General features: G+C 56.7%; 24 protein-coding genes and 1 other RNA gene. 19 read left to right on the forward strand and 6 right to left on the reverse strand.

Annotation, left to right across the window (positions count from 1 at the left end; genetic code table 11):
• Window positions 1-57: 57 nt before the first annotated feature.
• From GQR90_RS03480 to hisD, 6 genes are all read left to right on the forward strand, one after another.
• Window positions 58-729 carry an MlaC/ttg2D family ABC transporter substrate-binding protein gene (locus GQR90_RS03480; protein WP_158772899.1) on the forward strand — a complete coding sequence of 224 codons (672 nt, stop codon included), beginning with the start codon at window positions 58-60 and terminating at the stop codon, window positions 727-729.
• 23 nt (window positions 730-752) lie between these two features.
• Window positions 753-1,118 (forward strand): STAS domain-containing protein, encoded by a 366-nt coding sequence (locus GQR90_RS03485; RefSeq protein ID WP_158772900.1) that lies wholly within the window; start codon window positions 753-755, stop codon window positions 1,116-1,118.
• Between the two features lie 231 nt (window positions 1,119-1,349).
• Window positions 1,350-1,604: a BolA family protein gene (locus GQR90_RS03490; RefSeq protein ID WP_158772901.1), complete on the forward strand. Its 255-nt coding sequence runs from the start codon at window positions 1,350-1,352 to the stop codon at window positions 1,602-1,604.
• A gap of 12 nt (window positions 1,605-1,616) precedes the next feature.
• Window positions 1,617-2,882 (forward strand): UDP-N-acetylglucosamine 1-carboxyvinyltransferase, encoded by a 1,266-nt coding sequence (murA, locus tag GQR90_RS03495; RefSeq protein WP_158772902.1) that lies wholly within the window; start codon window positions 1,617-1,619, stop codon window positions 2,880-2,882.
• A 138-nt stretch (window positions 2,883-3,020) separates the two neighbouring features.
• Window positions 3,021-3,665 (forward strand): ATP phosphoribosyltransferase, encoded by a 645-nt coding sequence (gene hisG / locus GQR90_RS03500; RefSeq protein WP_158772903.1) that lies wholly within the window; start codon window positions 3,021-3,023, stop codon window positions 3,663-3,665.
• Between the two features lie 118 nt (window positions 3,666-3,783).
• A complete protein-coding gene (hisD, locus tag GQR90_RS03505) occupies window positions 3,784-5,088 on the forward strand; it encodes a histidinol dehydrogenase (protein WP_158772904.1) in 1,305 nt (434 codons plus the stop codon).
• Window positions 5,089-5,235: 147 nt separating this feature from the next.
• On the opposite strand, the gene GQR90_RS03510 is transcribed toward hisD, so the two are convergent.
• A complete protein-coding gene (locus tag GQR90_RS03510; RefSeq protein ID WP_158772905.1) occupies window positions 5,236-6,540 on the reverse strand; it encodes a S1C family serine protease in 1,305 nt (434 codons plus the stop codon).
• Window positions 6,541-6,735: 195 nt separating this feature from the next.
• Here GQR90_RS03510 and GQR90_RS03515 point away from each other — a divergent pair, with 195 nt between their 5' ends.
• The gene (locus tag GQR90_RS03515) at window positions 6,736-7,527 is read left to right on the forward strand and encodes a Nif3-like dinuclear metal center hexameric protein (protein ID WP_158772906.1); all 792 of its coding nucleotides are present in this window, start codon (window positions 6,736-6,738) and stop codon (window positions 7,525-7,527) included.
• A 92-nt stretch (window positions 7,528-7,619) separates the two neighbouring features.
• On the opposite strand, the gene GQR90_RS03520 is transcribed toward GQR90_RS03515, so the two are convergent.
• Window positions 7,620-8,072: a YhcB family protein gene (locus tag GQR90_RS03520; RefSeq protein ID WP_158772907.1), complete on the reverse strand. Its 453-nt coding sequence runs from the start codon at window positions 8,070-8,072 to the stop codon at window positions 7,620-7,622.
• A gap of 466 nt (window positions 8,073-8,538) precedes the next feature.
• Between GQR90_RS03520 and zapE the strand changes: the two genes are divergently transcribed.
• The 8 genes from zapE to GQR90_RS03560 all read left to right on the forward strand — a co-directional run bounded on the left by zapE (window position 8,539) and on the right by GQR90_RS03560 (window position 15,204).
• Entirely contained in the window at window positions 8,539-9,696 is a 1,158-nt protein-coding gene (zapE, locus tag GQR90_RS03525; protein WP_158772908.1) for a cell division protein ZapE, read from the forward strand.
• A 250-nt stretch (window positions 9,697-9,946) separates the two neighbouring features.
• On the forward strand, window positions 9,947-10,375 hold the full coding sequence (rplM, locus tag GQR90_RS03530; RefSeq protein WP_024951321.1) for a 50S ribosomal protein L13: 429 nt from the start codon (window positions 9,947-9,949) through the stop codon (window positions 10,373-10,375).
• Between the two features lie 13 nt (window positions 10,376-10,388).
• Complete coding sequence (gene rpsI, locus GQR90_RS03535) at window positions 10,389-10,778, forward strand: 30S ribosomal protein S9 (protein ID WP_024951320.1); 390 nt, start codon at window positions 10,389-10,391, stop codon at window positions 10,776-10,778.
• 215 nt (window positions 10,779-10,993) lie between these two features.
• Window positions 10,994-11,590: a ubiquinol-cytochrome c reductase iron-sulfur subunit gene (petA, locus tag GQR90_RS03540; RefSeq protein WP_158772909.1), complete on the forward strand. Its 597-nt coding sequence runs from the start codon at window positions 10,994-10,996 to the stop codon at window positions 11,588-11,590.
• Window positions 11,590-12,849, forward strand: coding sequence for a cytochrome b (locus GQR90_RS03545; protein ID WP_158775282.1), 1,260 nt, complete (start codon window positions 11,590-11,592; stop codon window positions 12,847-12,849). Before petA ends, GQR90_RS03545 begins: the two co-directional genes overlap by 1 nt.
• Complete coding sequence (locus GQR90_RS03550; protein ID WP_158772910.1) at window positions 12,849-13,628, forward strand: cytochrome c1; 780 nt, start codon at window positions 12,849-12,851, stop codon at window positions 13,626-13,628. Before GQR90_RS03545 ends, GQR90_RS03550 begins: the two co-directional genes overlap by 1 nt.
• 217 nt (window positions 13,629-13,845) lie before the next feature.
• The gene (sspA, locus tag GQR90_RS03555; RefSeq protein WP_158772911.1) at window positions 13,846-14,472 is read left to right on the forward strand and encodes a stringent starvation protein SspA; all 627 of its coding nucleotides are present in this window, start codon (window positions 13,846-13,848) and stop codon (window positions 14,470-14,472) included.
• Window positions 14,473-14,628: 156 nt separating this feature from the next.
• The gene (locus GQR90_RS03560) at window positions 14,629-15,204 is read left to right on the forward strand and encodes a ClpXP protease specificity-enhancing factor (protein WP_158772912.1); all 576 of its coding nucleotides are present in this window, start codon (window positions 14,629-14,631) and stop codon (window positions 15,202-15,204) included.
• 107 nt (window positions 15,205-15,311) lie between these two features.
• Here the strand turns inward: GQR90_RS03560 and GQR90_RS03565 are convergent, their stop codons facing one another.
• The 4 genes from GQR90_RS03565 to GQR90_RS03580 are packed head-to-tail and all read right to left on the reverse strand — an operon-like array spanning window position 15,312 to window position 18,848.
• Window positions 15,312-15,890 (reverse strand): BON domain-containing protein, encoded by a 579-nt coding sequence (locus GQR90_RS03565; RefSeq protein WP_158772913.1) that lies wholly within the window; start codon window positions 15,888-15,890, stop codon window positions 15,312-15,314.
• Between the two features lie 38 nt (window positions 15,891-15,928).
• Window positions 15,929-16,522: a phosphoheptose isomerase gene (locus GQR90_RS03570; protein ID WP_024951313.1), complete on the reverse strand. Its 594-nt coding sequence runs from the start codon at window positions 16,520-16,522 to the stop codon at window positions 15,929-15,931.
• A gap of 21 nt (window positions 16,523-16,543) precedes the next feature.
• Window positions 16,544-16,945 carry a YraN family protein gene (locus GQR90_RS03575; RefSeq protein ID WP_158772914.1) on the reverse strand — a complete coding sequence of 134 codons (402 nt, stop codon included), beginning with the start codon at window positions 16,943-16,945 and terminating at the stop codon, window positions 16,544-16,546.
• Window position 16,946: 1 nt separating this feature from the next.
• Window positions 16,947-18,848: a penicillin-binding protein activator gene (locus GQR90_RS03580; protein WP_233266416.1), complete on the reverse strand. Its 1,902-nt coding sequence runs from the start codon at window positions 18,846-18,848 to the stop codon at window positions 16,947-16,949.
• A 305-nt stretch (window positions 18,849-19,153) separates the two neighbouring features.
• On the opposite strand from GQR90_RS03580, the gene rsmI reads away from it, so the two are divergent.
• From rsmI to ftsL, 4 genes are all read left to right on the forward strand, one after another.
• A complete protein-coding gene (gene rsmI, locus GQR90_RS03585) occupies window positions 19,154-20,017 on the forward strand; it encodes a 16S rRNA (cytidine(1402)-2'-O)-methyltransferase (RefSeq protein WP_158772915.1) in 864 nt (287 codons plus the stop codon).
• A gap of 106 nt (window positions 20,018-20,123) precedes the next feature.
• Window positions 20,124-20,476, forward strand: an RNA gene (gene rnpB, locus GQR90_RS03590) — RNase P RNA component class A.
• 288 nt (window positions 20,477-20,764) lie between these two features.
• Complete coding sequence (gene rsmH / locus GQR90_RS03595; protein WP_158772916.1) at window positions 20,765-21,733, forward strand: 16S rRNA (cytosine(1402)-N(4))-methyltransferase RsmH; 969 nt, start codon at window positions 20,765-20,767, stop codon at window positions 21,731-21,733.
• Window positions 21,734-21,999: 266 nt separating this feature from the next.
• Window positions 22,000-22,320 (forward strand): cell division protein FtsL, encoded by a 321-nt coding sequence (gene ftsL / locus GQR90_RS03600; RefSeq protein WP_158772917.1) that lies wholly within the window; start codon window positions 22,000-22,002, stop codon window positions 22,318-22,320.
• The last annotated feature ends 110 nt before the right edge of the window (window positions 22,321-22,430 follow it).

Genomic DNA, 22,430 nt, shown 5'->3' on the forward strand with positions numbered 1-22,430 from the left:
GCTGACGCAATCCTGACTCGCCGTTCGCGCGATGCACACTTTCAAGGAGCAAACCTGATGACCTATTTCCTCAAGCAGCTGATTCGTCCGCTGAGCGTGCTTAGCCTGTCGGCCCTGATGGCAATGAGCCCGCTGGCACTCGCTGCTTCTCAAGAACCTGACGTGTTGGTGCGTGATACTGTCGAAGGGTTGACCAAGACCATCGATAGCCGTGAAAGCTATTACAAGGATCATATCGAAGAGCTGGAAGGGCTGGTCGATACTGCGCTGGAGCCTGTCGTCGATTATCGCTATATCGCTGCCAGTGTGATGGGCAAGTACTTCAAGGCTGCCTCGCCGTCGCAGCGTACTGAATTTTCCAAGGTCTTCCACGACACGCTGATCGGCACCTATGCCAAGGGTCTGGTGAGCTTCGATTACGCCAAGCTTGAAGTGAAGGATAGCGACGGTGATCGTCGTTACGAAGATCAGGACACTGTCTACATGGACGTGATCGATACCAAGGGCAAGGTCTATCCGGTCGCCTACTCCATGCGTCTGCGTAACGATGAATGGAAGGTAGTCAATGTCATCGTCAATGGCGTCAATCTGGGGCTGACCTTCCGTAATCAGTTCGATCAAGCCATGCGTGACAATGGTCGCGATATTGATGCTGTGATCCACGGTTGGCAGCCTGATGTCGATCTCGACAAGACGGCTGCGGAGGACAAGGGCAACAGCAAGAGCTGAGTCCTGTCAGTGGCGATATGACCATGAAAACACTCTTTGATAGCGATGGTATAAAGCTTGAGGCAGATGATGCCCAGCTGACGCTGGGTGGTCAGCCAGACTTTGACAATGCCGCTGAGCTCGCCGAGGCTGGCAAGAAATGGTTGGGGTGTCGCAGTGATGGCGTGTCCATCGATCTGCGGGGCGTCGAGAGCGCCAGTACTGCCACCTTGAGCGTATTGCTCGAATGGCAGCGTCACCTGGGGGATCATTCGGGGCATATCGTACACCTGCGTCTATCGCCTGCACTTCATCGCCTGGCGGCGGTCTCGGGGCTTGAAAGCCTCTTGCCGGGCTTGGGCAGCAGCGCGTTGCCAACACAAGCCTCCGTCTCGATCGACACCGCCTGAAGGGCCGACAAGGCTCGATAGGGTGTCTTGGCCGCTATTTTGGCAAGCCCTTTCGTGACAAGCTCTGCCAATAGGTTCTCGTCAGTTGTTACTACGCCGCGCGGGAACGTGAAGGGCCGGATGCCTCCTGCCAATCGCGTTCCCGCGCGCTTTTGATTACCATGTGGGGTCATATTGTATCGGTCATATTCACTGACCCCGACACGCACAGCGAAGGAGTCACTGCCCGTCATGCAACCCAATGATGTCAAAGCCCTGCTCGAGGCTCGAATCGAGAACGTCGATTTTCATATCCAGGGTGAAGGCTGCAACTTCCAGGTCGTCGCCGTGGGTGAGGTCTTCGCTGACCTCAGTCGCGTCAAGGCGCAGCAGCTAGTGTTCGCCGCAATCAATGACGAAATTCGCTCTGGCGCGCTGCATGCCATCAGCATTCGTACTTATACCCCGGCGCAGTATGATGCTGCCGCTGGCAACGCTCAGGGCTGACCGGAACATTTCATGGACAAGCTGATCATCACCGGCAACGGGCCGGTCAACGGGGAAGTCTGGGCCAGCGGCGCCAAGAATTCGGCACTGCCTATTCTGGCGGCGACCCTGCTTTCGGAAGGTCCCGTGACCATCAGCAACCTGCCGCATCTGCAGGACATCACCACCAGTCTAGAGCTGCTCGGGCGCATGGGTGTCGAGCCGGTGATGGGCGACAACATGACTGTGCAGCTTGATGGCTCGAAGGTCGAGCACTGTCACGCACCGTACGATCTGGTCAAGAAGATGCGTGCCTCTATTCTGGTGCTGGGCCCGCTGCTGGCGCACTTCGGCAGTGCTGAAGTCTCGCTGCCGGGTGGCTGTGCCATTGGCTCGCGTCCGGTGGACCTTCATATTCGTGGTCTTGAAGCCATGGGTGCCGAGATTACGGTTGAGAATGGTTACATCCGTGCCAAGGCACCGACTGGACGTCTCAAGGGCGCACGCATCGTCTTTGAGGTGGTTACCGTCACTGGCACGGAAAACCTGTTGATGGCCGCGACCCTGGCTGATGGCCGCACCGTGCTCGAGAACGCGGCACGTGAGCCGGAAGTCGTCGACCTGGCTCAGTGCTTGATCGCCATGGGCGCAAAAATCACAGGCCACGGCACTGACACCATCATTATCGAAGGTGTCGAGAAACTGCATGGCTGCGAATACTCAGTGATGCCAGACCGTATTGAGACAGGCACCTTCCTTGTCGCTGCTGCTGCTTCACGGGGAAAGGTACGTGTCACCCGGACGCGCGCCGATACTCTCGACGCGGTGTTGGCCAAGCTGGAAGAAGCCGGTGCCACCATCACGACCGGTGATGACTGGATCGAGCTGGACATGCACGGCAAACGCCCGAAAGCGGTCAATATCCGTACCGCGCCGTACCCAGCATTTCCTACTGACATGCAGGCGCAGTTCGTGGCGATGAATGCGGTCGCGGAGGGTACCAGCACCGTGATCGAGACCATCTTCGAGAATCGTTTCATGCACGTACAGGAACTCAATCGCATGGGCGCGCATATCACGCTCGAGGGTAATACTGCGGTGGTGACTGGCACTGAACGTTTGTCCGGTGCTCCGGTGATGGCGACTGACCTGCGTGCTTCGGCGTCGCTCGTCATTGCCGCTATCGTCGCGAATGGCGAGACAATGGTAGATCGCATCTATCACATTGATCGTGGCTATGAATGTATTGAAGAGAAACTCTCGGGGCTTGGCGTACTTATCCGTCGTACCACGGGCTGAGCTGGTGTTTTCGCCACTCCATACTCTCTTTACCTGCGCCACGTCGCCGTTGGCATATTCATGTCGGCGGCGATTGCTGAGTTCTTCTGAACAGAACTCTACGGCGAATTCTTCTACACAAGCACGGGCGAATACCCCATGAGCAAGCAACTGGTCGTCGCCCTTTCCAAGGGACGTATCCTCAAGGAAACCCTACCGCTGCTGGCTGATGCCGGCATCGAGCCGCTTGAAGATCTGAGCAAGAGCCGCAAGTTGCTCTTCGATACCAATCTTCCTGACGTCAAGCTTGTCATCATTCGTGCTACAGACGTCCCGACCTATGTCCAGCTTGGCGCTGCTGATCTCGGGATTGCTGGCAAGGATGTACTGCTCGAGCATGGAGCTGAAGGTCTTTACGAGCCATTGGATCTGGAAATTGCCAAGTGCCAGCTGATGACTGCCGGGGTTGTGGGTCAGCTGCAGCAGGGCGCGCGTCGTCGCGTCGCCACCAAGTTTGTCGACGTGGCGCGTCGCTACTACGCCGAGCAAGGTATTCAGGCAGAGGTCATCAAACTATATGGTGCGATGGAGCTGGCACCGTTGATGAATCTTGCTGATGAGATCGTCGATATTGTCGATACCGGTAATACCTTGCGGGCCAATGGCATGGAGCCGCGTGAGCTGATCACCGATATCAGTACGCGCCTGGTAGTCAACAAGGCGGCCATGACCATGAAGCATGATCGCCTCAAACCGCTGATTGATCGTCTGCGTCAGGCCGTGGAAGCGCGCCGCGAGAGTTGAGACGGCGGCACCTAGGCATTGATCGGATTTTACCCTACAAGGTCGCCTAGACGGCCATGGCAGCTGGAAACGCCCGTCCCGTTCAGCCTTCTCTGCCCAAGATATATATGAGGTTCGCATGGATACTCTGATCAACCGGCTCGATAGCCGTGATACCGACTTTGCTTCACGTCTTGATAATCTGCTGTCCTGGGAAGGGGTTTCTGATGCCGAGGTTCAGCATCGTGTCACCGACATCCTTGCGCGGGTCAAGGCGGAAGGCGATTCAGCGCTGGTGGAGTTCTCCAATCGCTTTGATCGATTGAATGTCTCCAGCATGTCGGAACTTGTCATTGGCGCTGAGCGTTTGGCCAAGGCATATGCCGAGTTGCCTGATGCACAGCGTGAAGCGTTGGCGGTGGCAGCCGAGCGCGTGCGGGTCTATCACGTGCATCAGAAGCCGGAGAGCTGGTCGTTTCGTGATGAGTACGGCAGTTTACTCGGCCAGAAAGTCACGCCTCTGGATCGCGCCGGTATCTACGTCCCGGGAGGGAAAGCGGCATATCCGTCTTCCGTGCTGATGAATGCGATTCCAGCACATGTCGCCGGTGTACGCGAAATCATCATGGTGGTACCGACGCCTGATGGAGTGGTCAATGATCTTGTATTGGCAGCGGCGCATCTGGCAGGTATCGATCGTGTCTTCACCATTGGTGGTGCACAGGCGGTAGCAGCGCTGGCCTACGGCACCGAGACAGTGCCGCGTGTCGACAAGATCGTTGGTCCCGGTAATATCTATGTCGCGACAGCCAAGCGTGCTGTCTTCGGGCAGGTCGGTATCGACATGATTGCCGGTCCGTCCGAAATTCTGGTGGTCAGCGATGGTGTGACGGACCCTGATTGGCTTGCGATGGACCTATTTTCTCAAGCCGAGCACGATGAAGATGCTCAGGCAATCCTCATTGGTTGGGATGATGCGCACTTGGCGGCAGTGGAAGAAGCCATTACGCGCCTTGCTCCTACCATGGAGCGAGCTGAAATCATCCTCGCCTCTCTGCGTGCGCGTGGCGCATTGGTCCGCGTCAGTGGCCCGGAAGAGGCGCTTGAGCTGATCAATCGGATCGCGCCGGAGCACCTGGAACTGTCGGTTGTGAACCCGGAAGAGTGGGTCGAGGGTGTACGTCACGCTGGCGCTATCTTCATGGGGGCGCATACCTCTGAAGCGCTGGGAGATTACTGTGCAGGCCCTAACCATGTGTTGCCGACGTCTGGCACGGCACGCTTCTCTTCGCCGCTGGGGGTCTATGACTTCCAGAAGCGCTCTTCGCTGATTCAGTGTTCACCTGAAGGGGCGTCGAGTCTGGGGCGTACCGCGGCTGTGCTAGCGCGTGGTGAGTCGCTCACGGCGCATGCACGCAGTGCCGAGAACCGTATCATCGATTGATCGAGGTCGACTCTCAGTGATCAGCAGCTGGCTATTGAGATAGCAGTTGAACGACACAGAAGCGCCCGCCACGAATTTCGTGGCGGGCGCTTCTGTGTGGGTGGCGTGGCTGCAAATGGCTCGTTCGAAGTCTTGTATTGACGATGCTCAGCCCTGACGGTTCTCGCCTTGTTCTACCGGCGGCGGCGTGTTGTCTGGGATGGGTCGTTCACCCACCTTGACGTCGATATCCTGAGCCTCGCCGTTACGTAAAATACGCAGTTCCAAGGTATTGCCGGGTTTGACGGCAGCAATGTCTGCCATGGCCAATCGTGCATCGAGCAGGCGCTTGCCGCCGATACCGATCAGGATGTCGCCAGGTTTCAGTCCTGCGCGTGCTGCGGGGCCATCACGCAATACGGCAGCGACTACCACACCTTGTGGTGCGCTGAGGCCGAAGGAATTGGCCAGTGACGGCGTCAGCTCCTGTACCTCTAGTCCGAGCCAGCCACGAATCACACGTCCATGATCGACCAGTGCCTCGAGGATTTCGCGCGCCAGGTTGGCGGGGATGGCAAAACCGATGCCTTGTGATCCGCCTGAGCGCGAGTAGATGGCGGTATTGATACCGACCAGTGAGCCATCGGTATTGACCAGTGCACCGCCGGAGTTACCCGGGTTGATGGCGGCATCTGTCTGGATGAAGTCCTCGTAGGCGTTCAGCCCCAGGTGATTGCGCCCAGTCGCCGAGATGATGCCCATGGTGACGGTCTGGCCGACGCCGAAGGGATTACCAATCGCCAGCGCTACATCACCAACATGCACCTGCGTGGAATCTGCAATCGCTACGGTGGGCAGGTTGTCGAGATCGATTTTCAGAGCAGCGATGTCAGATTCCGGATCCACACCTACCACCTTGGCCAGTGTCTCGCGTCCATCACGCAAGGCGACCTGAATCTGGTCAGCGCCTTGAATGACGTGATTGTTGGTCAGAATGTAGCCATCACTGGACAAGATGACGCCAGACCCCAGGCTCGATAGCATGCGTTGGCTGCGCACCTTGTCGTCACCATAGAACTGATTGAAGAAGGGGTCAGACATCAGCGGATGTTTGCTATCGTCATTGACCTTGCGTGATGAGTAGATGTTGACGACGGCGGGCGCAGCGGCATCTACAGCCGTCTGATAGCTGGCAGGGCCATTGTTGCGCTGTAGCGGCGGGGCTTCGCGCAATATCGGGTCGGCCGACTCCTCACGCTGTGCTGCAGACAATGTCAGGCTCGGGGCTGGCAGCACTTGCTGTGAGACTGGCGCAGGGTAAGGCTCGACAATCGATTGACCGTCTTGCGCTGTCGCCGGCATGTCGTCAAGGCCTAATGTCGGGAAGCGATCAAGAACGACAATGGCCAGAAGAACACCCGTGACAACAGGCCAGAGCAAGGGCAATAAAGAGCTGCGAAGAGATCGGCGCATCTGAGGCATCGTGAATCCTGATGAAAAGCCCGCAGAGCCAGTTGGCGTTTGGCGGGCACAGAGATAAAGAAACTGAATATTACGTGCCATGCCCTACTGAAAATGGCGAGAGGGGGGGCACGCTTACATGGCACCGTTGCACCGTTACAATAAGCGCAAGTGTAACACCCGATGATCCTGACTGCTGGAGGCCCAATGGCTGATCGTGACACGTTGATTGACGCTTTGGATGCTTGCTTGGAGGCCAAGGCCTTCAAGGACTACACCGTCAATGGTCTACAGGTAGAAGGACGGCGTGATGTACGGCGCGTGATGAGCGGCGTCACTGCCTGTCAGGCCTTGCTGGATGAAGCGGTCGCCTGGCAAGCGGATCTGGTGTTGGTGCATCACGGCTACTTCTGGAAGAACGAGCAGGCACAGGTGACAGGCATGAAGCGTCGCCGCCTGAAGACGCTCTTGACGCATGATATCAATCTGGCGGCCTATCACCTGCCCCTGGATGCGCATCCAACGCTGGGAAATAATGCACGTCTCGCAGAGCGTCTCGGGCTTGTCAGCGAAGGATGTCTCGATGGCGTTATCGGTCGTGGGCTGGTTCATGCCGGGCGACTGTCAGATGAGCTGATGGCTGAGAAGGAGGGGGCAGGAGACGGGCTGGATAGCATCGCGCTAGGTACGGAATTTAGTGAGCGTTTAGGTCGTGACGTGCTGGTGGTGGCAGGGCATGATCGACCGATAAAGCGAATCGCCTGGTGTACGGGGGGCGCTCAGGATTATCTAGGGCTTGCCATTGATGCCGGTGTTGATGCGTTTCTGTCTGGTGAGATATCCGAGCGCACGACTCATGATGCGCGTGAAGAAGGCGTCACCTATTTCGCCGCAGGTCACCATGCCACCGAACGGGATGGAGTGAAGGCGTTGGGGGAGTGGTTGGCAGCGGAGTACGGACTCGAGCATCGTTTCGTGGATATCAATAACCCGGCCTGAGGGCAGAACGAGGGCTTGATGGTGTTAACGAAACAAAAAAAGACCGCCCCTGAGGGCGGTCTTTTTTTCTGCAAAGGCGGCAGCGATACACATTAGATGCGTGGCGGAGTGGCCGGTGCAGCATCGGTATCTTCGGGCTGCGGCTTGAGTCCGAAGTCTTCAGACAGCGTGCCACGATTGTCTGCGTAATCACGCGGCAAATCGAAGTTGTCGTCCTCGCTTGCTTCTTCGCTGGTGTCGGTGTCCAGCAGGCGACGTTTGAGCTGGCTGTCATCGCATAGAGTGGTGGCACCGCTGGCCAGGTGCTGGCGCAGTTCGTTGCCGGAACGCTGAATCTGGTCGGTCAGATCGCTTGCCTTGGCGAAATGGTCATTGAGTGCATCACGAAACTGAGTGAGTTCCAGTTCACGTTCTGCCAGTTTTTGACGAGTTTTCTGATTGCGCGCCACGTTGGCATTCAGCAGGTGGTAGCACAAGGCGCCGATACCGATGCCAGCCAGAAAACAGGCGATGGCCAGGATCCAGTCAATATTGCTCTCGTTCACGTCGCTCTCCTTGTGTCACGACTGCGGTGATCATCACCGCTGGGGCACAGTGCCAATATTCAAGCATGTCGATATTATGATCGCTCCAAGGTCCAACAGAGCCCATGCTCTTCGCTTTCGCCAATGGCAGGTGCTGTTACCAGCGCGCCCTTTGCGTTTGAAAGATGTTCGCGGGCCATTATATCGGTGTGATGGCGCGATGCGTCAATTCACCTTGCGGGATACCTTGGGGGTTCGGTGCGTGGCATGACGTAAAAACGTCGATATTTGCCTGGCAATTCCTGGTCTTTCCCATGATGTTGCCTCGTGGATTTGCATGCACGGCAGTGGGTAAAGCGCAGTTGAGGGCGTATAATGCCGCGCAAATTCGTCCTTGCCTGTCGGTTATACCGGTTCAGGTGTGATCTTCGTCCTTTCCGTGTCAGTCGCAGCGATTTGCTGGGTCTGGCCTGCACCGGGTTTCTCCATGCCAGCACTTACGCCCCTCGAGAAGTACCAGGCAGATCTCAGTCGTGATGATTTTGCCTACGATGCCGCCCAGGAAGATGCGGTCCGCCATCTGCAGCGACTCTATGACGAGTTGGTGCATACACCGCGCCAGACACCTGGCAAGTTCGCGGATGCCACGGGCAACAGCGGATTAGGTTCCAAGGTGCGTCGATTGTTCGGCAAGCCAGCACAGCCGGCAGTCGTCGATAAAGCGCCTGATATCATGGGGCTCTACTTCTGGGGCGGTGTGGGTCGTGGGAAGACCTATCTGGTCGACACCTTTTACGAAAGTTTGCCCTTCGCCGACAAGATGCGTACGCACTTTCATCGTTTCATGCAGCGCGTTCATAACGAGCTTGGCCACTACAAGGGCGAGAAGAACCCGCTGACACTCGTCGCAGCCAAGTTCGCGGTAGAGGCGAGAGTGATCTGCTTTGATGAGTTTTTCGTCAAGGACATCACTGACGCCATGATTCTGGCTACCTTGTTTGAAGAATTGTTCCGTCAGGGTGTGGTGCTGGTCGCCACTTCCAATATCGTACCGGACGATCTCTATAAGGATGGTCTTCAGCGGGCACGCTTCATGCCTGCGATTGAACTGGTGAAACGTCATTGCACCGTGGTCAACGTTGATTCTGGTATTGATTATCGTCTGCGCGCTCTGGAACACGCAGAGCTGTTTCATAGTCCGCTGAACGATGAAAGTGCAGCGAAGTTGGCGCGTGAATTTCGCTCCATTGCCGGTGCAGAGGGCCATCATGATGAAGGCTTGAGCATCAATCATCGCGTCCTGCACGCACTTCGCCGTCACGAAGATGTGGTGTGGTTCCATTTTGATGAACTGTGCGATGGTCCGCGCAGCCAGAATGACTACATCGAGCTGGCACGTGAGTTTCATACCGTGCTGGTCTCTGAAGTGCCGCAGATGGGGCGTGATAGTGATGATCAGGTACGTCGTTTCATCAATATGGTCGATGAATTCTATGATCGCGGCGTGAAGCTGTTGATGAGCGCCGAGATGACGGTCGAGAACCTCTATACCGGCGGAAATCTCGATTTCGAGTTTCAGCGCACGTTGTCGCGACTGCAGGAAATGCAGTCGCGCGAATATCTGGCGCTGCCACACAAGCCGTGAGGCAATGCGAGAAGGCAAATTAGCCTTTGTGATGGGCGCGCTCGCCATGTACAATGCGCGCTCGCTCGAACTGTTGACCGGTTCTCGAGTCATCCTGAGTCATTCACTCCTGATGAGCGAGAGCAGTCTGGAGATGAGATGAATGTCGCTGCGCAAGCAGCACGTCACTCACTGCCAGGCGTCGGACAACCAAGAAAAATAGGGATTGGTCGCGCACTAAGTGCAAGACCCGACTATAGGTGATTCATCCATGAAGACGTTTACTGCCAAGCCGCAGTCCGTCCAGCGTGACTGGTTCGTCGTCGACGCAGCCGGCAAGACGCTGGGCCGTATGGCTACTGAAATTGCTCGTCGCCTGCGCGGCAAGCATAAAGCCGAGTACACTCCGCACGTTGACACCGGCGATTACATCGTCGTCATCAACGCCGAGAAGGTAGCAGTGACTGGCCGCAAAGCTGAAGCCAAGACCTACTACCGTCACACCGGTTACCCGGGTGGCCTGCGCTCCATGACCTTCAACCAGATGATCGACCACAAGCCTGAGCGCGTGATCGAACTGGCTGTCAAGGGCATGCTGCCGAAGGGTCCGCTGGGTCGTGCCATGCAGTCCAAGCTGAAAGTCTATGCTGGCGCCGAGCATCCGCACGCTGCGCAGCAGCCGCAAGAACTGAACATCTGAGGGAAGCATCGCCATGACACAGCAGCATTATGGTACTGGGCGCCGCAAGACTTCTACCGCGCGCGTCTTCATGAAGCCGGGCACCGGCAAAATCACCGTCAACCAGCGTGACCTTAACGACTACTTTGGTCGTGTGACAGGTCGCATGGTGGTTCGCCAGCCGCTCGAGCTGACCGAAACTACCGAACAGTTCGACGTTTACGTGACTGTCGCCGGTGGTGGTGGTTCTGCTCAAGCAGGCGCTATCCGTCACGGCATCACTCGTGCCCTGATGGCATACAACGAGGACTTCCGTCCGGCACTGCGTGCCGCTGGTTACGTCACTCGTGACGCTCGTGAAGTCGAGCGTAAGAAAGTCGGCCTGCGCAAGGCCCGTCGTCGTCCGCAGTTCTCCAAGCGTTAAGAGAACAGCGTCGACCACAAAAACGTCCAGTACCCGAAAGGGTGCTGGACGTTTTTTTTGCTGTCTTGATGAACAGTTGAAGAAAGCAGCTTTGGCAAGGCTATTTTCTTGAGTTGTTAGGTTCCGCTTCTTGCCCTTTAATACACTCAAGCTTCGAATGCTTGGCGAAGAGATGGCTTGGCATCATGCGGTGGTGCTTGGGAGACAATAATAAAATGGCAAATCGCGGTGTGAACAGAGGGCGGCGACGCTTCCTTGTCAGCGCGACAACGGTGGTCGGAGCAGTAGGTGTTGTCGGAATCGCGACCCCCTTTCTAGCCTCATGGCAACCAAGCGCACGTGCACGTGCTGCGGGCGCGCCTGTCATGGCTGATATTTCGCGCCTGGCACCTGGTCAGCAAATGACCATCGAATGGCGTGGCAAGCCGGTATGGGTGGTTAACCGTACCCCTGAAATGATCGCGGATATTCGCGCTATTCCTCCTGCTGAGCTGCAGGATCCTGAGTCAAGGCGACCACAGCAGCCGGCATACGTTGATGCGGTGCTGCGTTCCATCAAGCCTGAATATGTCGTGCTGGTAGGTATCTGCACACACCTTGGCTGCTCGCCAGGATATCGTCCCGAGATAGGGGCGGCTGATCTCGGTACAGACTGGCCGGGTGGCTATCTGTGTGCGTGTCATGGTTCGAAATTCGATCTCGCTGGGCGTGTTTTCACTGGAGTGCCGGCACCTTCGAATCTGGAAGTGCCCCCGCATCGCTACGAGAGCGAGCAGGTGTTGGTCATCGGTGTCGACGAGGAGACTGGGTGATGAGTAATCCTGACCGTGCCAAGGCGCCGCGAGGCGTGATGCGTTGGATTGATGATCGATTTCCGGCGACCCAGCTGATGCAGGATCACCTGACAGGGTATTACGCACCAAGGAATTTCAATTTCTTCTATTTCTTCGGTTCGCTTGCGATGTTGGTGCTGGTCAATCAGATCATCACGGGTATCTGGCTGACGATGAGTTATACGCCGACAGCGGAAGGTGCTTTTGCATCGATCGAATACATTATGCGCGACGTGGAATATGGCTGGTTGATCCGCTATATGCATTCCACCGGTGCGTCGGCATTCTTCGTGGTAATCTACCTGCACATGTTCCGCGGCTTGATTTATGGCTCTTACCGGGCGCCGCGCGAGCTGGTGTGGATCTTTGGCATGTGTATTTATCTGGCGCTGATGGCTGAGGCCTTCATGGGGTACTTGCTGCCCTGGGGGCAGATGTCCTATTGGGGTGCGCAGGTAATTATTTCCCTGTTTACCGCTATTCCGGTAATTGGAGGCGACCTTGCGCAGATGATTCGTGGCGATTACCTGATTTCGGGTATTACCTTGAATCGGTTCTTTGCACTGCATGTCATTGCGTTGCCGTTGGTGATTGTAGGGCTTGTGGTGCTGCATCTTGTGGCGCTGCATGAGGTGGGATCGAATAATCCGGACGGCATCGAGATCAAGGATAAAAAGGATGAGGTCGGCAATCCACTGGATGGTATTCCGTTTCATCCGTATTACACGGTGAAAGACCTTGTCGGTGTCGGCGTCTTCTTGTTCGTGTTCTGCGCAGTAATATTCTATTTCCCCGAAGGCGGCGGCTACTTCCTCGAAACGCCCAACTTTGAACCGGCGAATTCGCTGAAGACGCCTGAGCATATTGCGCCGGTGTGGTACTTCACACCGTTCTACGCGATGCTGCGTGCAGTGAGTTACCCGCTGTTTGGCGTAGATGCCAAGTTCTGGGGTGTCGTGGTCATGGGGTTGGCCATTGCCATTTTGTTTGTATTGCCGTGGCTGGATCGCTCCCCCGTCCGCTCGATTCGTTACAAAGGCTGGTGGTCACGTGTTGCTATTATCGTATTCGTGGTGAGTTTCGTGACGCTAGGTGTGCTGGGTGTGATGCCGCCAACGACAGAGCGTACGATAATTGCGCAGGTGGCAACGGTGGCTTATTTTGCTTTCTTCATACTGATGCCCCTATACACGCGCTTCGAGACGACGCGAGCAGTGCCGGATAGGGTGACAGGCTGATGATAAAATATCTTGCGACCTATCTGTTGGCAGCGATAAGCCTATTTTCACCAGGACTGGTGATGGCAGCAGGCGACGACGTGCATCTGGATGTCATGCAGCCAGACCTGCGAGATCAGCCGTCGTTACAGCGTGGCATGCAGCTTTATGCCAATTACTGTCTAGGCTGCCATAGCCTGCAATATCAACGTTATTCGCGGGCTGCCGAAGACTTGGGTATGCCCGTGGATCTAGTCGAGAAATTTCTGATTTTCTCGCCAGAGCTCAAGATCAATGACACCATGCGTATCGGCATGAGTGCCACGGACGCCACTGACTGGTTTGGTGCGCCACCGCCTGATCTATCGCTCGAGGCGCGGCTGCGTGGCACGGACTGGATCTACACCTACCTGCGTAGCTTCTATCGTGATGAGTCACGCCCCTGGGGCGTCAACAATACTGTCTTCCCGCAGGTGGGAATGCCGCACGTGCTGGAGCCGCTGCAAGGGGTGCAGGAGAAAGTGTGCACCCAGAGTGATATTGCGCTATCGGGAGCAGCGCTGGACCTTGAAACAGGTCGTTATCAATCATGTGACGTGCTTGAAATTACCCAGTCGGGCAGTATGACGACGCAGGAGTTTGATCAGGCGATGTGGGATCTGACCAACTTTCTCTCTTATGTTGGCGAGCCATCGCGACTCAAGGCTGAGAACATGGCGCCCAAGGTGTTAATATTCATTCTGATCTTTACCTTGCTGGCGTATCTCCTCAAGAAAGAATACTGGCGCGACATTCATTGATGGCACTTGTTGAGCGTGCTCATCGATAATGGCGAGTCGGCAGTGACGGGCGCGCGGCTGACCAGTCGCGCGCCCGCTTGCGTCACCGCAAGATGACGTAAAGCTGACCCTTTGATCGACTCTTCTTCATTGATGTGTCGGTCAGAGGAAACTTATCCCCGATTGTCAGGCCAAAGGCTGACACGGGTATGTCTCGAACAGATGCGAGGACAGTTTCATGGGTGTTGTGGCCAAGCGTTCATCGATGACCTTCTACTCTGGTGGTGACGACCACTTCAGCCACCGAGTACGGATCGTACTGGCCGAGAAGGGTGTAGCCGTCGATATCATTGATGTGGATGATGATAATCGTCCGGCCGAACTGGCCGATCTGAATCCGTATAACAGTGTGCCGACGCTACTGGACCGTGACCTGGTGCTCTATGAGTCCAAGGTCATGATGGAATATCTGGACGAGCGTTTCCCGCATCCGCCGCTGTTGCCGGTGTATCCGGTAGCGCGCGCCCAGAGCCGTCTGTGGATGCACCGTATCGAGCGCGAATGGGTGCCGATGATGGAAACCATCCAGACAGGCACCAAGAAGGAAGCCGACAAGGCGCGCAAGGAATTGCGTGAAAGCCTGATCGGCATTTCTCCGATCTTCGATGACATGCCGTTCTTCATGAGCGACGAGTTCTCGCTGGTAGATACGTGTATTGCACCGATCCTGTGGCGCTTGCCGACACTCGGTATTGAATTGCCAGAGAAGCAGGTCAAGCCCCTGCTGAGTTACATGGAGCGGTTGTTTGGGCGTGATGCTTTCAAGGCATCATTGTCTGAAGCAGAGCGCGAAATGCGTCTCTGATCCATGTCTGGCTGACCATCGTTAGGGTGGTCAGCCATGCCAGCAGGCTCTATGCCTGACGGTTATATCTAGCCCTTGCGGCTAGTGAGGTACTGTCCGGTTGCCACGGGGCGCCGGTTGTTGCTGACCCCCCATTGCAGTTCAAGAGGTTTTCTCATGCTTTCCAGTCGCCCTTATCTGGCACGCGCACTCTACGAGTGGCTGCTGGATAATGACAATACACCGTACATTGTGGTGGATGCCGAGCAGGATGGTGTTCAGGTGCCGCGTCAACACGTCCAGAATGGCCAGATTGTGTTGAACATTGCACCGGGTGCGGTGCGTGATCTGTTGATCGCCAATGAAGGTGTCAGCTTCAATGCCCGCTTTGGTGGCCAGCCGATGCACGTCAGTGTGCCGACCCCTGCGCTGGTAGCGCTTTACTCACGTGAAAATGGCGTAGGTATGGTCTTTGGTCATGAACCGGTGATGCCGGGTGCAGACGAAATGACCTTTGGTGAGGTTGCGGATGTTGAGTCCGACACTTCATCGCGACCGACACTTTCCAGTGTGGGGAGTGCTGGCGTAGTCGTGGATGAAGATGATGGCAAGCAGCGCTCATCGGTGGCAGAAGAGAGCACTGATGACGTGCAGGATGGCGAATCGTCTGATTCTGGTGAACAGAGTGCTGATGGCGATAACCAGCCGAAGCCGCCGCGTAAAGGGCGTCCTTCGCTGCGCGTGATCAAGTAGCATGAAATCTGCTGTCGTGTTGCACCATTGAGGCACCGTACCAATAAAAACGCCCCGCAGGCCAAGCCTGCGGGGCGTTTTTATTGGTACGGTGCAGTGCTTGCTGATCAATCGAGGTATTCGAATACCTTGGCAATGCGCTGAATGCCGCCAACTTCAGAAACCTTGCTGACGATCTGGGTGGCTTCAGAGCGTGTGACGATACCCATCAGGTAAACACTGGCGTTCTCGGTGAGCACCAGGATGCGACCTGAATCGATATTGGCATCAGCAGCCAGCTTGGCCTTGATACGAGTCGTCAGCCAGGTGTCCTGAACGCGCTGAGAGGCCGGCGCATTGGCGCTGATTTCGATGGCATTCTGAACTTGGCGTACGCGACGTACATCCTTGGCAACGTCTGTGGCACGCTGCTTTAGCTCATCGCTGGCCACCTGGCCTGTCAGCAGTACCATGCCATTGTAGGAATTCACATTGACATGGGCGTCGTTGTAGCGGGCATCGGTCTTGCCGAGATTGACTTCAATCTTGGTTTCGATGCTTTCGTCTTCTACCTGAGCGCCCAGTGTGCGATCACCGTAATCCTCGTCGATGGTGCCACTGTTTGTCAGGTCGGCCATGGTCGTACAGCCAGCAAGGGTCAGGAAGCCGGCAGTGGCCATGAGGGAAAGCAGGTGCTTGGACGTCATGCCGTAATCTCCAGAGGGTCGCCGTGCGACACAGTACGTTATTCGTTGCTACCGAACAGCTGGTGGTCAATCAGATCACATAGGCAATGAATAACCAGTAGGTGAACTTCTTGGATGCGTGCGGTAGAGGTTGCCGGAACGCGAATCTCGCAATCATCACTGCCTAGCAGAGATGCCATATCGCCGCCGTCACGACCTGTCAGTGCCACGACATGCATATCACGATCGTGAGCAGCCTGAATGGCCTGGACCACGTTGGCGGAGTTACCGCTGGTTGAAATGGCGAGCAGGACGTCGCCAGGCTGGCCTAGCGCACGAATCTGCTTCGAGAACACTTCGTTATAGCTGTAGTCGTTGGCGATGGAGGTCAACGTTGAAGTGTCAGTCGTAAGCGCGATCGCTGGCAGGCTTGGGCGTTCACGTTCGAAGCGGTTCAAAAGCTCCGAAGAGAAGTGCTGGCTGTCACCGGCACTACCGCCGTTGCCACAAGCGAGAATCTTGCCGTCATTGACCAGGCTCTGAACCATCATCTGGCTCGCCGCTTCAATGAAGGGCGGCAGCACTTCGCTGGCGTAGGTCTTGGTGTCGATGCTGGCGTTGAAGTGGCCGAGAATACGCGATTGGAAATCCATGATGGCTCTTGGTCGTTGGCTTCAGAACGCTTCGAAGGCGTGGCGAATCCAGTGTATGGATCGAGGAGATGACCCCTCCACGCCTACCACGTCGAAGCGGCAGGAACATGATAGCCCGTGCTGGGCCAGATAAAAACGCGCAGCCTTGATTAGTCTGCGTTGCTTGGTGCTGGTCACGCTTTCTAGTGCACTACCAAATCGATTGCTGGCACGATAACGCACTTCAACGAAGACGAGAATGTCACCATCACGCATGATGAGGTCGATCTCGCCGCCCTTGGCATGCTGGTTTCGTGTGACGGGTATCATGCCCTGTGCTGCCAGCCATCGCTCAACTTCGGCTTCGATAACAGCACCGCGCGCTCTTGCGCGGTGCTGTGGAATCTCACGATCGCCATCGCTTGGCTGGTCAGTATGTGACATATCAGGGTGTGTAGGCATCGGCAGCATGATGTTCGATGCCTTTCAGCGGCGCGTGTGGCACGCCGTTGCGGAACTCAGCCCATTGTAGCGTGCGTTGAATACGGCCATCGTGTCGAGGATAAAGACTGCCGGTGGCGCCGAAGAGTTCCCCGCCCGCGCCGGCCAGCATCAGCGGTACGCGCTGAGCTAGACGATAAGCATCGACTCCCATCGCATTGAGCTTGAGCATGCCGGGTGAGGCATCAGAAAGAGCGCGATAGGTATCAACTTCCGGCAGGGAGTCAGTGCCACTGGAAGAGGCTTCTGGCACTTCCCAGGGAATATCCACGAAGTCGACGCCGTTGAGATCGCCATCCTGACGCGGCTGAGGTGTGCCTTCATAGAGATGGGAGGTGCCGTAGATCGGCAGACTGCTCGCGTAGTAGAAGTCCAGCATCGGCGGTACCTGGCGAGCATAGCTCGGCAGTGCCAGCAGGAAGATCATGTCAATCTTGCCAGAATGCGCACTGCTGTATTTATTGCCTTTTGTCTTGGCGGCTTTCATGCGCGCCTGATCCTGGCTAGAGACAGATAGCAGGTCCTTGACTGCACTGCTGACAGCACCTTTCGGGTTATAGCGCTCTATCGACACGATATCGCCACCTTCCTGCTCAAACTGTTCGCGGAAGGCTTCATATACGCGTTGGCCCCATGCGTTATCGGGGATCAGGGCAGCAGCTCCGCGATGACCATCCAGCCCAGCGCGTCGGGCAACCTGGCGGGCTTCGTCTTCTGCAGACAGACCGTACTGGAACAGATTGCGTGCAAGATTCTGCTCGTGAGTGCCGTAGTTCAATGCCAGGGTCGGCAGCGGCAGGCTGTCTTGTGTTTCCAGCTGGCTGACGAGGTCCTTGTCCAATGGGCCAAGGACGACCTGTGCACCTTCCATGGTGGCGCGCGCATAGAGTGTCTTGAGGTCGGCGCTGGTGGTATCGAAGAAGATAAGCTGAGGCGTGGCCTCGGCATTATCTATAGCGCTGCGGTGGCGTGCCTCAATCCCCTCGCGAATGGCTTGGGCCACTCGCTTGAGCGGACCGGATTCTGGCAAGAAGACCGCAATCTTGCGCACCTCTTGCCCCGAAAGTTCGCGTAGATCGAGTATGCCCTGTGGCATCTGGCGTGCTGCCGGATGCTGAGGATTGGCATCGCTCCAGCCATTGATGGCATCGAACATTTTTTCGATGTCACTGCCGTAGCGCCGCTGTAGGCGAGTCAGTTCGACCCAGCCACTGGCGATGGAGTTGGCGCTAGCCACGGTATTGAGCTGATCTGGAGATAGGCGTGTCAGCTGCTCCCACACGATGTCATTGATGCTCAGGTCATCGGTGTCGGCTTGCAGGGCGATGAGTGTCTGCACGCTGGCCAGCGGCTCACCAACCATGCCGAGTGCACGGCCACGACGCTTGCGTAGCGTGCGCTGATCATCGCTGGAGATCTGTATGTCATCGTCGAGGACGGAGGTGGCAAGAATCGTGTTCCAGCCATCCTGTTGCTCCAACGCAACACGCGAAAGCAGGAGGGCCCATTGAATCCGCTGTTGTGGTTCCAGTGAGGTAGGATCGATGTCGGCTGCAATGTTGATCGCCTGCGCGTTATCGCCGCTGCGTGCTAGGATATCGGCGGCTCGTAGGCGGGTGCTGGAAGCCTGTTTGCCTTGTTGCTGATCTGCCTGTGCGAGCAGTTCTTGAGCACCTGGGCCGCTGGAAATCGGAGATTGTCCAGCACACCCTGCCAATAGCATGGCTGATATGGCCATGCCGGCCAGCGCACGCAAGCCGGTACGGGAGGGACGAGATGTCTCCTGCCGGATGGCTGACGAAGTGCGCAGCACGCTGGCTGATGCACGGTTCCATGTCTGGTGCATGTACGACGGTCCCTTGGCTAGTGGGCGAAGCGGCCTGAAGCTGCATCGCCGCCTACTGTTATGACGGATTGAGAAGGCATTCTTGAGAAGACATTCTTGACAAGACATTATGGTGCCCGGTCGTGCAGCTGCGCGAACATATCAAGGGTCTTGGGCAAAGAGCCTTGGGCACGAGCTGTGAATACAGTGCTTTAGGCACAGGGTATTAGCACAAGGCTCCGTATGGAATGCCTTGGGCCCTCAGCGTAACCTGCCTGTGTCTGACGACCATTTCTACCATTGAGTTCAACGAGTCGAAGTATTGAATGTCTGAGTCTTCTGAAGGCGTATTATACGTGGTCGCCACACCGATTGGTAACCTCGATGACCTTAGCGCGCGCGCGGCGCGGGTGCTGGGTGAGGTTGATTTGATAGCAGCCGAGGATACCCGCCACAGTGCACGCCTGCTGCGTCATCTGGGGCTGGAAGTCCCCATGATGTCGCTGCACGACCATAACGAGCGTGGCCGTGTCGAGCAGCTCTGTCAGGCGTTGGAAGAGGGGCGCAAGATTGCGCTGGTGTCCGATGCTGGCACGCCGCTGATCTCCGACCCCGGCTTTATCCTCGTTCGCGCCTTGCGTGAACGTGGCTTCAAGGTGGTGCCGCTGCCTGGCGCCTGTGCGCTGATTACGGCCTTGAGTGCCGCAGGCCTGCCTACTGATCGTTTCACCTTCGAGGGCTTTCTGGCGCATAAGGGGGGGCCACGACAGGCACGCCTCGTCGCGCTGCGTGACGATAGTGCCACGCATGTGCTGTATGAATCTCCACACCGTATTCAAGCGCTGTTGGGTGACATTCGTGACGTGCTGGGTGAGCGTCGTGTAGTTCTTGCGCGTGAATTGACCAAAACCTTCGAGACTTTCCTTGATGGCACGGCCGCTGAATTGCTGGCCCGCATGGAAGTGGATAGCGATCAGACACGTGGCGAGTTCGTGGTGATGATCGAAGGCGCGCCGGCGCGTGAGGGTGATGAGGCTGCCAGCGTCGAAGGTGATGCTCTGCTACAAGTGCTGTTTGAAGAGGGTGTTGGCGTCAAGCAGATGGCCGCCATCGCAACGCGTCTTGTCGGTGGTCGCAAGAAAGCGTGGTATGCCAAGGCGCAGGCCATGAAGGATGCGGTTGCCGAGTGAAAAGCAAGTAATTGCCGTAGCAGTGTTTTTTTGCGTTGAGCCGTAGGGTGTGGTGTGTCGCTTCGGCTTGTGAAAGCTGCGTGACGCTGCTAGTCTTGCGCGCTTGGGAGATGGCCAGACAGTCGCCGCCAACTTCGGTTGGGGGAGGAAAGTCCGGGCTCCATAGGGCAAGGTGCCAGATAACGTCTGGGCGGCGCGAGCCGACGGCAAGTGCAGCAGAGAGAAGACCGCCTACGTCAGCTTCGGCTGACCGGTAAGGGTGAAAGGGTGCGGTAAGAGCGCACCGCGCGACTGGCAACAGTTCGTGGCGAGGTAAACCCCACCTGGAGCAAGACCAAATAGGCCCCCTATGCTGCTGCCCGCAGTGGGGGCGGGTTGGTTGCTTGAGCCCTGGAGTGATTCAGGGCCTAGATGAATGACTGTCCACGACAAGACCCGGCTTATCGGCCATCTCCCGCCTTACATTGAATGTGCTCTGCAGCGAGTCGTATTGCTGCAGGCGCTATGATCCGCATAACCGGCGCCGTCCGCTTTGTGTTTCGTGACTGACCATTGCTGGCTGAATGGCAACGAACATAAAGCCGTGACAGGCGCCGGTTGTCGGTTATGTCTTCTGAATTATATTGGTCTCTGAAAGTTGATCACATCTGACGTGTGATCGCTTCTCATGTTCGCTCGTCGTTGGCGCACTATCGCTATCGTCGGCTTCCACTGCTCGCATCGCGTGCCAAGGTCCCGAGTTTCGTCATGTCCAAGCCCAGCACTCCTTCTGTTGCCGAGTCCGATGTCATTGATCGCTTCGCGCATGTCAGTGTCATGCTCGATGGCGCAGTCGATGGCTTGATTCAGGACGCCTCCGGCATCTACTTCGATGGCACCTTCGGTCGTGGCGGACACTCACGCCTGATTCTGTCACGCCTTGCCGATGATGGACGCTTGATCGCGTGTGATCGGGATCCGCAGGCGCTGGCGGAAGCCGCCACTATCGAAGATGCACGCTTTACTATCCATGCTGGCGAATTTGCACGCCTTGGTGAGTATGCCGAGCGTGAGGGCGTGACGGGTCAACTGGACGGTATTCTGTTGGATATCGGGGTGTCGTCTCCGCAGCTGGATGACGCCGAGCGTGGTTTCAGCTTCATGAATGATGGTCCGCTCGATATGCGCATGGACCCGACCAGTGGTGCGAGTGCTGCCGAGTGGCTGTCAAGTGCTAGTGCAGAGGACATGGCCTGGGTCTTCAAGACCTATGGCGAGGAACGTTACGCCAAGCGTCTGGCGCGTGCCGTCGTGGAACGTCGTGTCGAGCGTCCCATTACACGTACCGGTGATCTGGCGAGCCTGATCAAGGATGCCCATCCGTCTTGGGAGAAGCACAAGCACCCGGCGACGCGTGTATTCCAGGCAATTCGTATTCACATCAACGGTGAATTGGATGAGCTGACCCGCGCGTTGGATGCTGGCCTTGAAGCGCTCAAGCCGGGCGGGCGCCTGGTCGTGATCAGCTTCCATTCGTTGGAAGATCGCATCGTGAAGCGTTTCATGCGTGACAAGGCACGCGGCGATCAGGCACCACGTGGCCTGCCTATCCGCGAAGATCAGCTTAACAAGCGTCTCATACTGGTTGGCAAGGCGCAGAAGGCCTCCGACAGTGAAGTGGATGCCAATGTGCGTTCCCGCAGTGCTGTGATGCGTATTGCTGAAAAGCTCAAATAGCGTTTCCGCTCATTACCCGTGTTTTGGTCATTCTTGCGCCTGCCTACCGGCAGGCGCGCTCGTAAGCGCCCTGTAGTGAGTGGGCGACAGATATGTTGCGTTGCGGCAACTCTTAGCAGCCGGCGCAACATGCTGACATAATGCGGCGTTCTCGTTTGAGTGGATCTCGGGTGTGTGGATCATGGTGATATCGATCCCGCACAATGGTAGCCCGCAGGGATAATCGTGATGCAGGGCATCGCGTTCAGAGTGATTAGGGAGTCAGCATGGCGGGACGGAGTCAGGGTGGCAGGTTGGGAGATTGGCCGATCAAGGTTCATATGCGTTGGCGCCACCTGTATTTCGTGGTGTTGATGCTGTGCCTGCTTGGTTCTGCTGCTGCCGTCGTGGTCAGCTCTCATCTGTCCCGTGTTCAATATGCTCAGCTGCAGACGCTTGAGGCTGCGCGTGATGATGCCCGTGCCCGTTGGGGACGTCTGTTGCTGGAAGAGAGCGCCTGGTCTGCGCCTGCACGTATCGAGAGTATCAGTAGTGAGCGTCTGGAAATGCGCGTGCCCGATGTGCACGACGTTGAGGTCATTCGCTAATGGCTACGCGTCGCCCTGATGCTCCGCGAGACAAGTCACCCCGTGACAAGACCTCTCGTGACAATGCTTCTAACGAGAAAGTGGTGCGCGGCAAAGCCGCCGCTGCCGCT

The organism is Cobetia sp. L2A1 (genome assembly GCF_009796845.1).
Classification (GTDB): domain Bacteria; phylum Pseudomonadota; class Gammaproteobacteria; order Pseudomonadales; family Halomonadaceae; genus Cobetia.

Coding starts and splice junctions, on each gene's coding strand:
- GQR90_RS03480 (WP_158772899.1), top strand. CDS start 58: ATGACCTATTTCCTCAAGCAGCTGATTCGTCCGCTGAGCGTGCTTAGC.
- GQR90_RS03485 (WP_158772900.1), top strand. CDS start 753: ATGAAAACACTCTTTGATAGCGATGGTATAAAGCTTGAGGCAGATGAT.
- GQR90_RS03490 (WP_158772901.1), top strand. CDS start 1,350: ATGCAACCCAATGATGTCAAAGCCCTGCTCGAGGCTCGAATCGAGAAC.
- murA (WP_158772902.1), top strand. CDS start 1,617: ATGGACAAGCTGATCATCACCGGCAACGGGCCGGTCAACGGGGAAGTC.
- hisG (WP_158772903.1), top strand. CDS start 3,021: ATGAGCAAGCAACTGGTCGTCGCCCTTTCCAAGGGACGTATCCTCAAG.
- hisD (WP_158772904.1), top strand. CDS start 3,784: ATGGATACTCTGATCAACCGGCTCGATAGCCGTGATACCGACTTTGCT.
- GQR90_RS03510 (WP_158772905.1), bottom strand. CDS start 6,540: ATGCGCCGATCTCTTCGCAGCTCTTTATTGCCCTTGCTCTGGCCTGTT.
- GQR90_RS03515 (WP_158772906.1), top strand. CDS start 6,736: ATGGCTGATCGTGACACGTTGATTGACGCTTTGGATGCTTGCTTGGAG.
- zapE (WP_158772908.1), top strand. CDS start 8,539: ATGCCAGCACTTACGCCCCTCGAGAAGTACCAGGCAGATCTCAGTCGT.
- rplM (WP_024951321.1), top strand. CDS start 9,947: ATGAAGACGTTTACTGCCAAGCCGCAGTCCGTCCAGCGTGACTGGTTC.
- rpsI (WP_024951320.1), top strand. CDS start 10,389: ATGACACAGCAGCATTATGGTACTGGGCGCCGCAAGACTTCTACCGCG.
- petA (WP_158772909.1), top strand. CDS start 10,994: ATGGCAAATCGCGGTGTGAACAGAGGGCGGCGACGCTTCCTTGTCAGC.
- GQR90_RS03545 (WP_158775282.1), top strand. CDS start 11,590: ATGAGTAATCCTGACCGTGCCAAGGCGCCGCGAGGCGTGATGCGTTGG.
- GQR90_RS03550 (WP_158772910.1), top strand. CDS start 12,849: ATGATAAAATATCTTGCGACCTATCTGTTGGCAGCGATAAGCCTATTT.
- sspA (WP_158772911.1), top strand. CDS start 13,846: ATGGGTGTTGTGGCCAAGCGTTCATCGATGACCTTCTACTCTGGTGGT.
- GQR90_RS03560 (WP_158772912.1), top strand. CDS start 14,629: ATGCTTTCCAGTCGCCCTTATCTGGCACGCGCACTCTACGAGTGGCTG.
- GQR90_RS03565 (WP_158772913.1), bottom strand. CDS start 15,890: ATGACGTCCAAGCACCTGCTTTCCCTCATGGCCACTGCCGGCTTCCTG.
- GQR90_RS03570 (WP_024951313.1), bottom strand. CDS start 16,522: ATGGATTTCCAATCGCGTATTCTCGGCCACTTCAACGCCAGCATCGAC.
- GQR90_RS03575 (WP_158772914.1), bottom strand. CDS start 16,945: ATGTCACATACTGACCAGCCAAGCGATGGCGATCGTGAGATTCCACAG.
- GQR90_RS03580 (WP_233266416.1), bottom strand. CDS start 18,848: ATGCACCAGACATGGAACCGTGCATCAGCCAGCGTGCTGCGCACTTCG.
- rsmI (WP_158772915.1), top strand. CDS start 19,154: ATGTCTGAGTCTTCTGAAGGCGTATTATACGTGGTCGCCACACCGATT.
- rsmH (WP_158772916.1), top strand. CDS start 20,765: ATGTCCAAGCCCAGCACTCCTTCTGTTGCCGAGTCCGATGTCATTGAT.
- ftsL (WP_158772917.1), top strand. CDS start 22,000: ATGGCGGGACGGAGTCAGGGTGGCAGGTTGGGAGATTGGCCGATCAAG.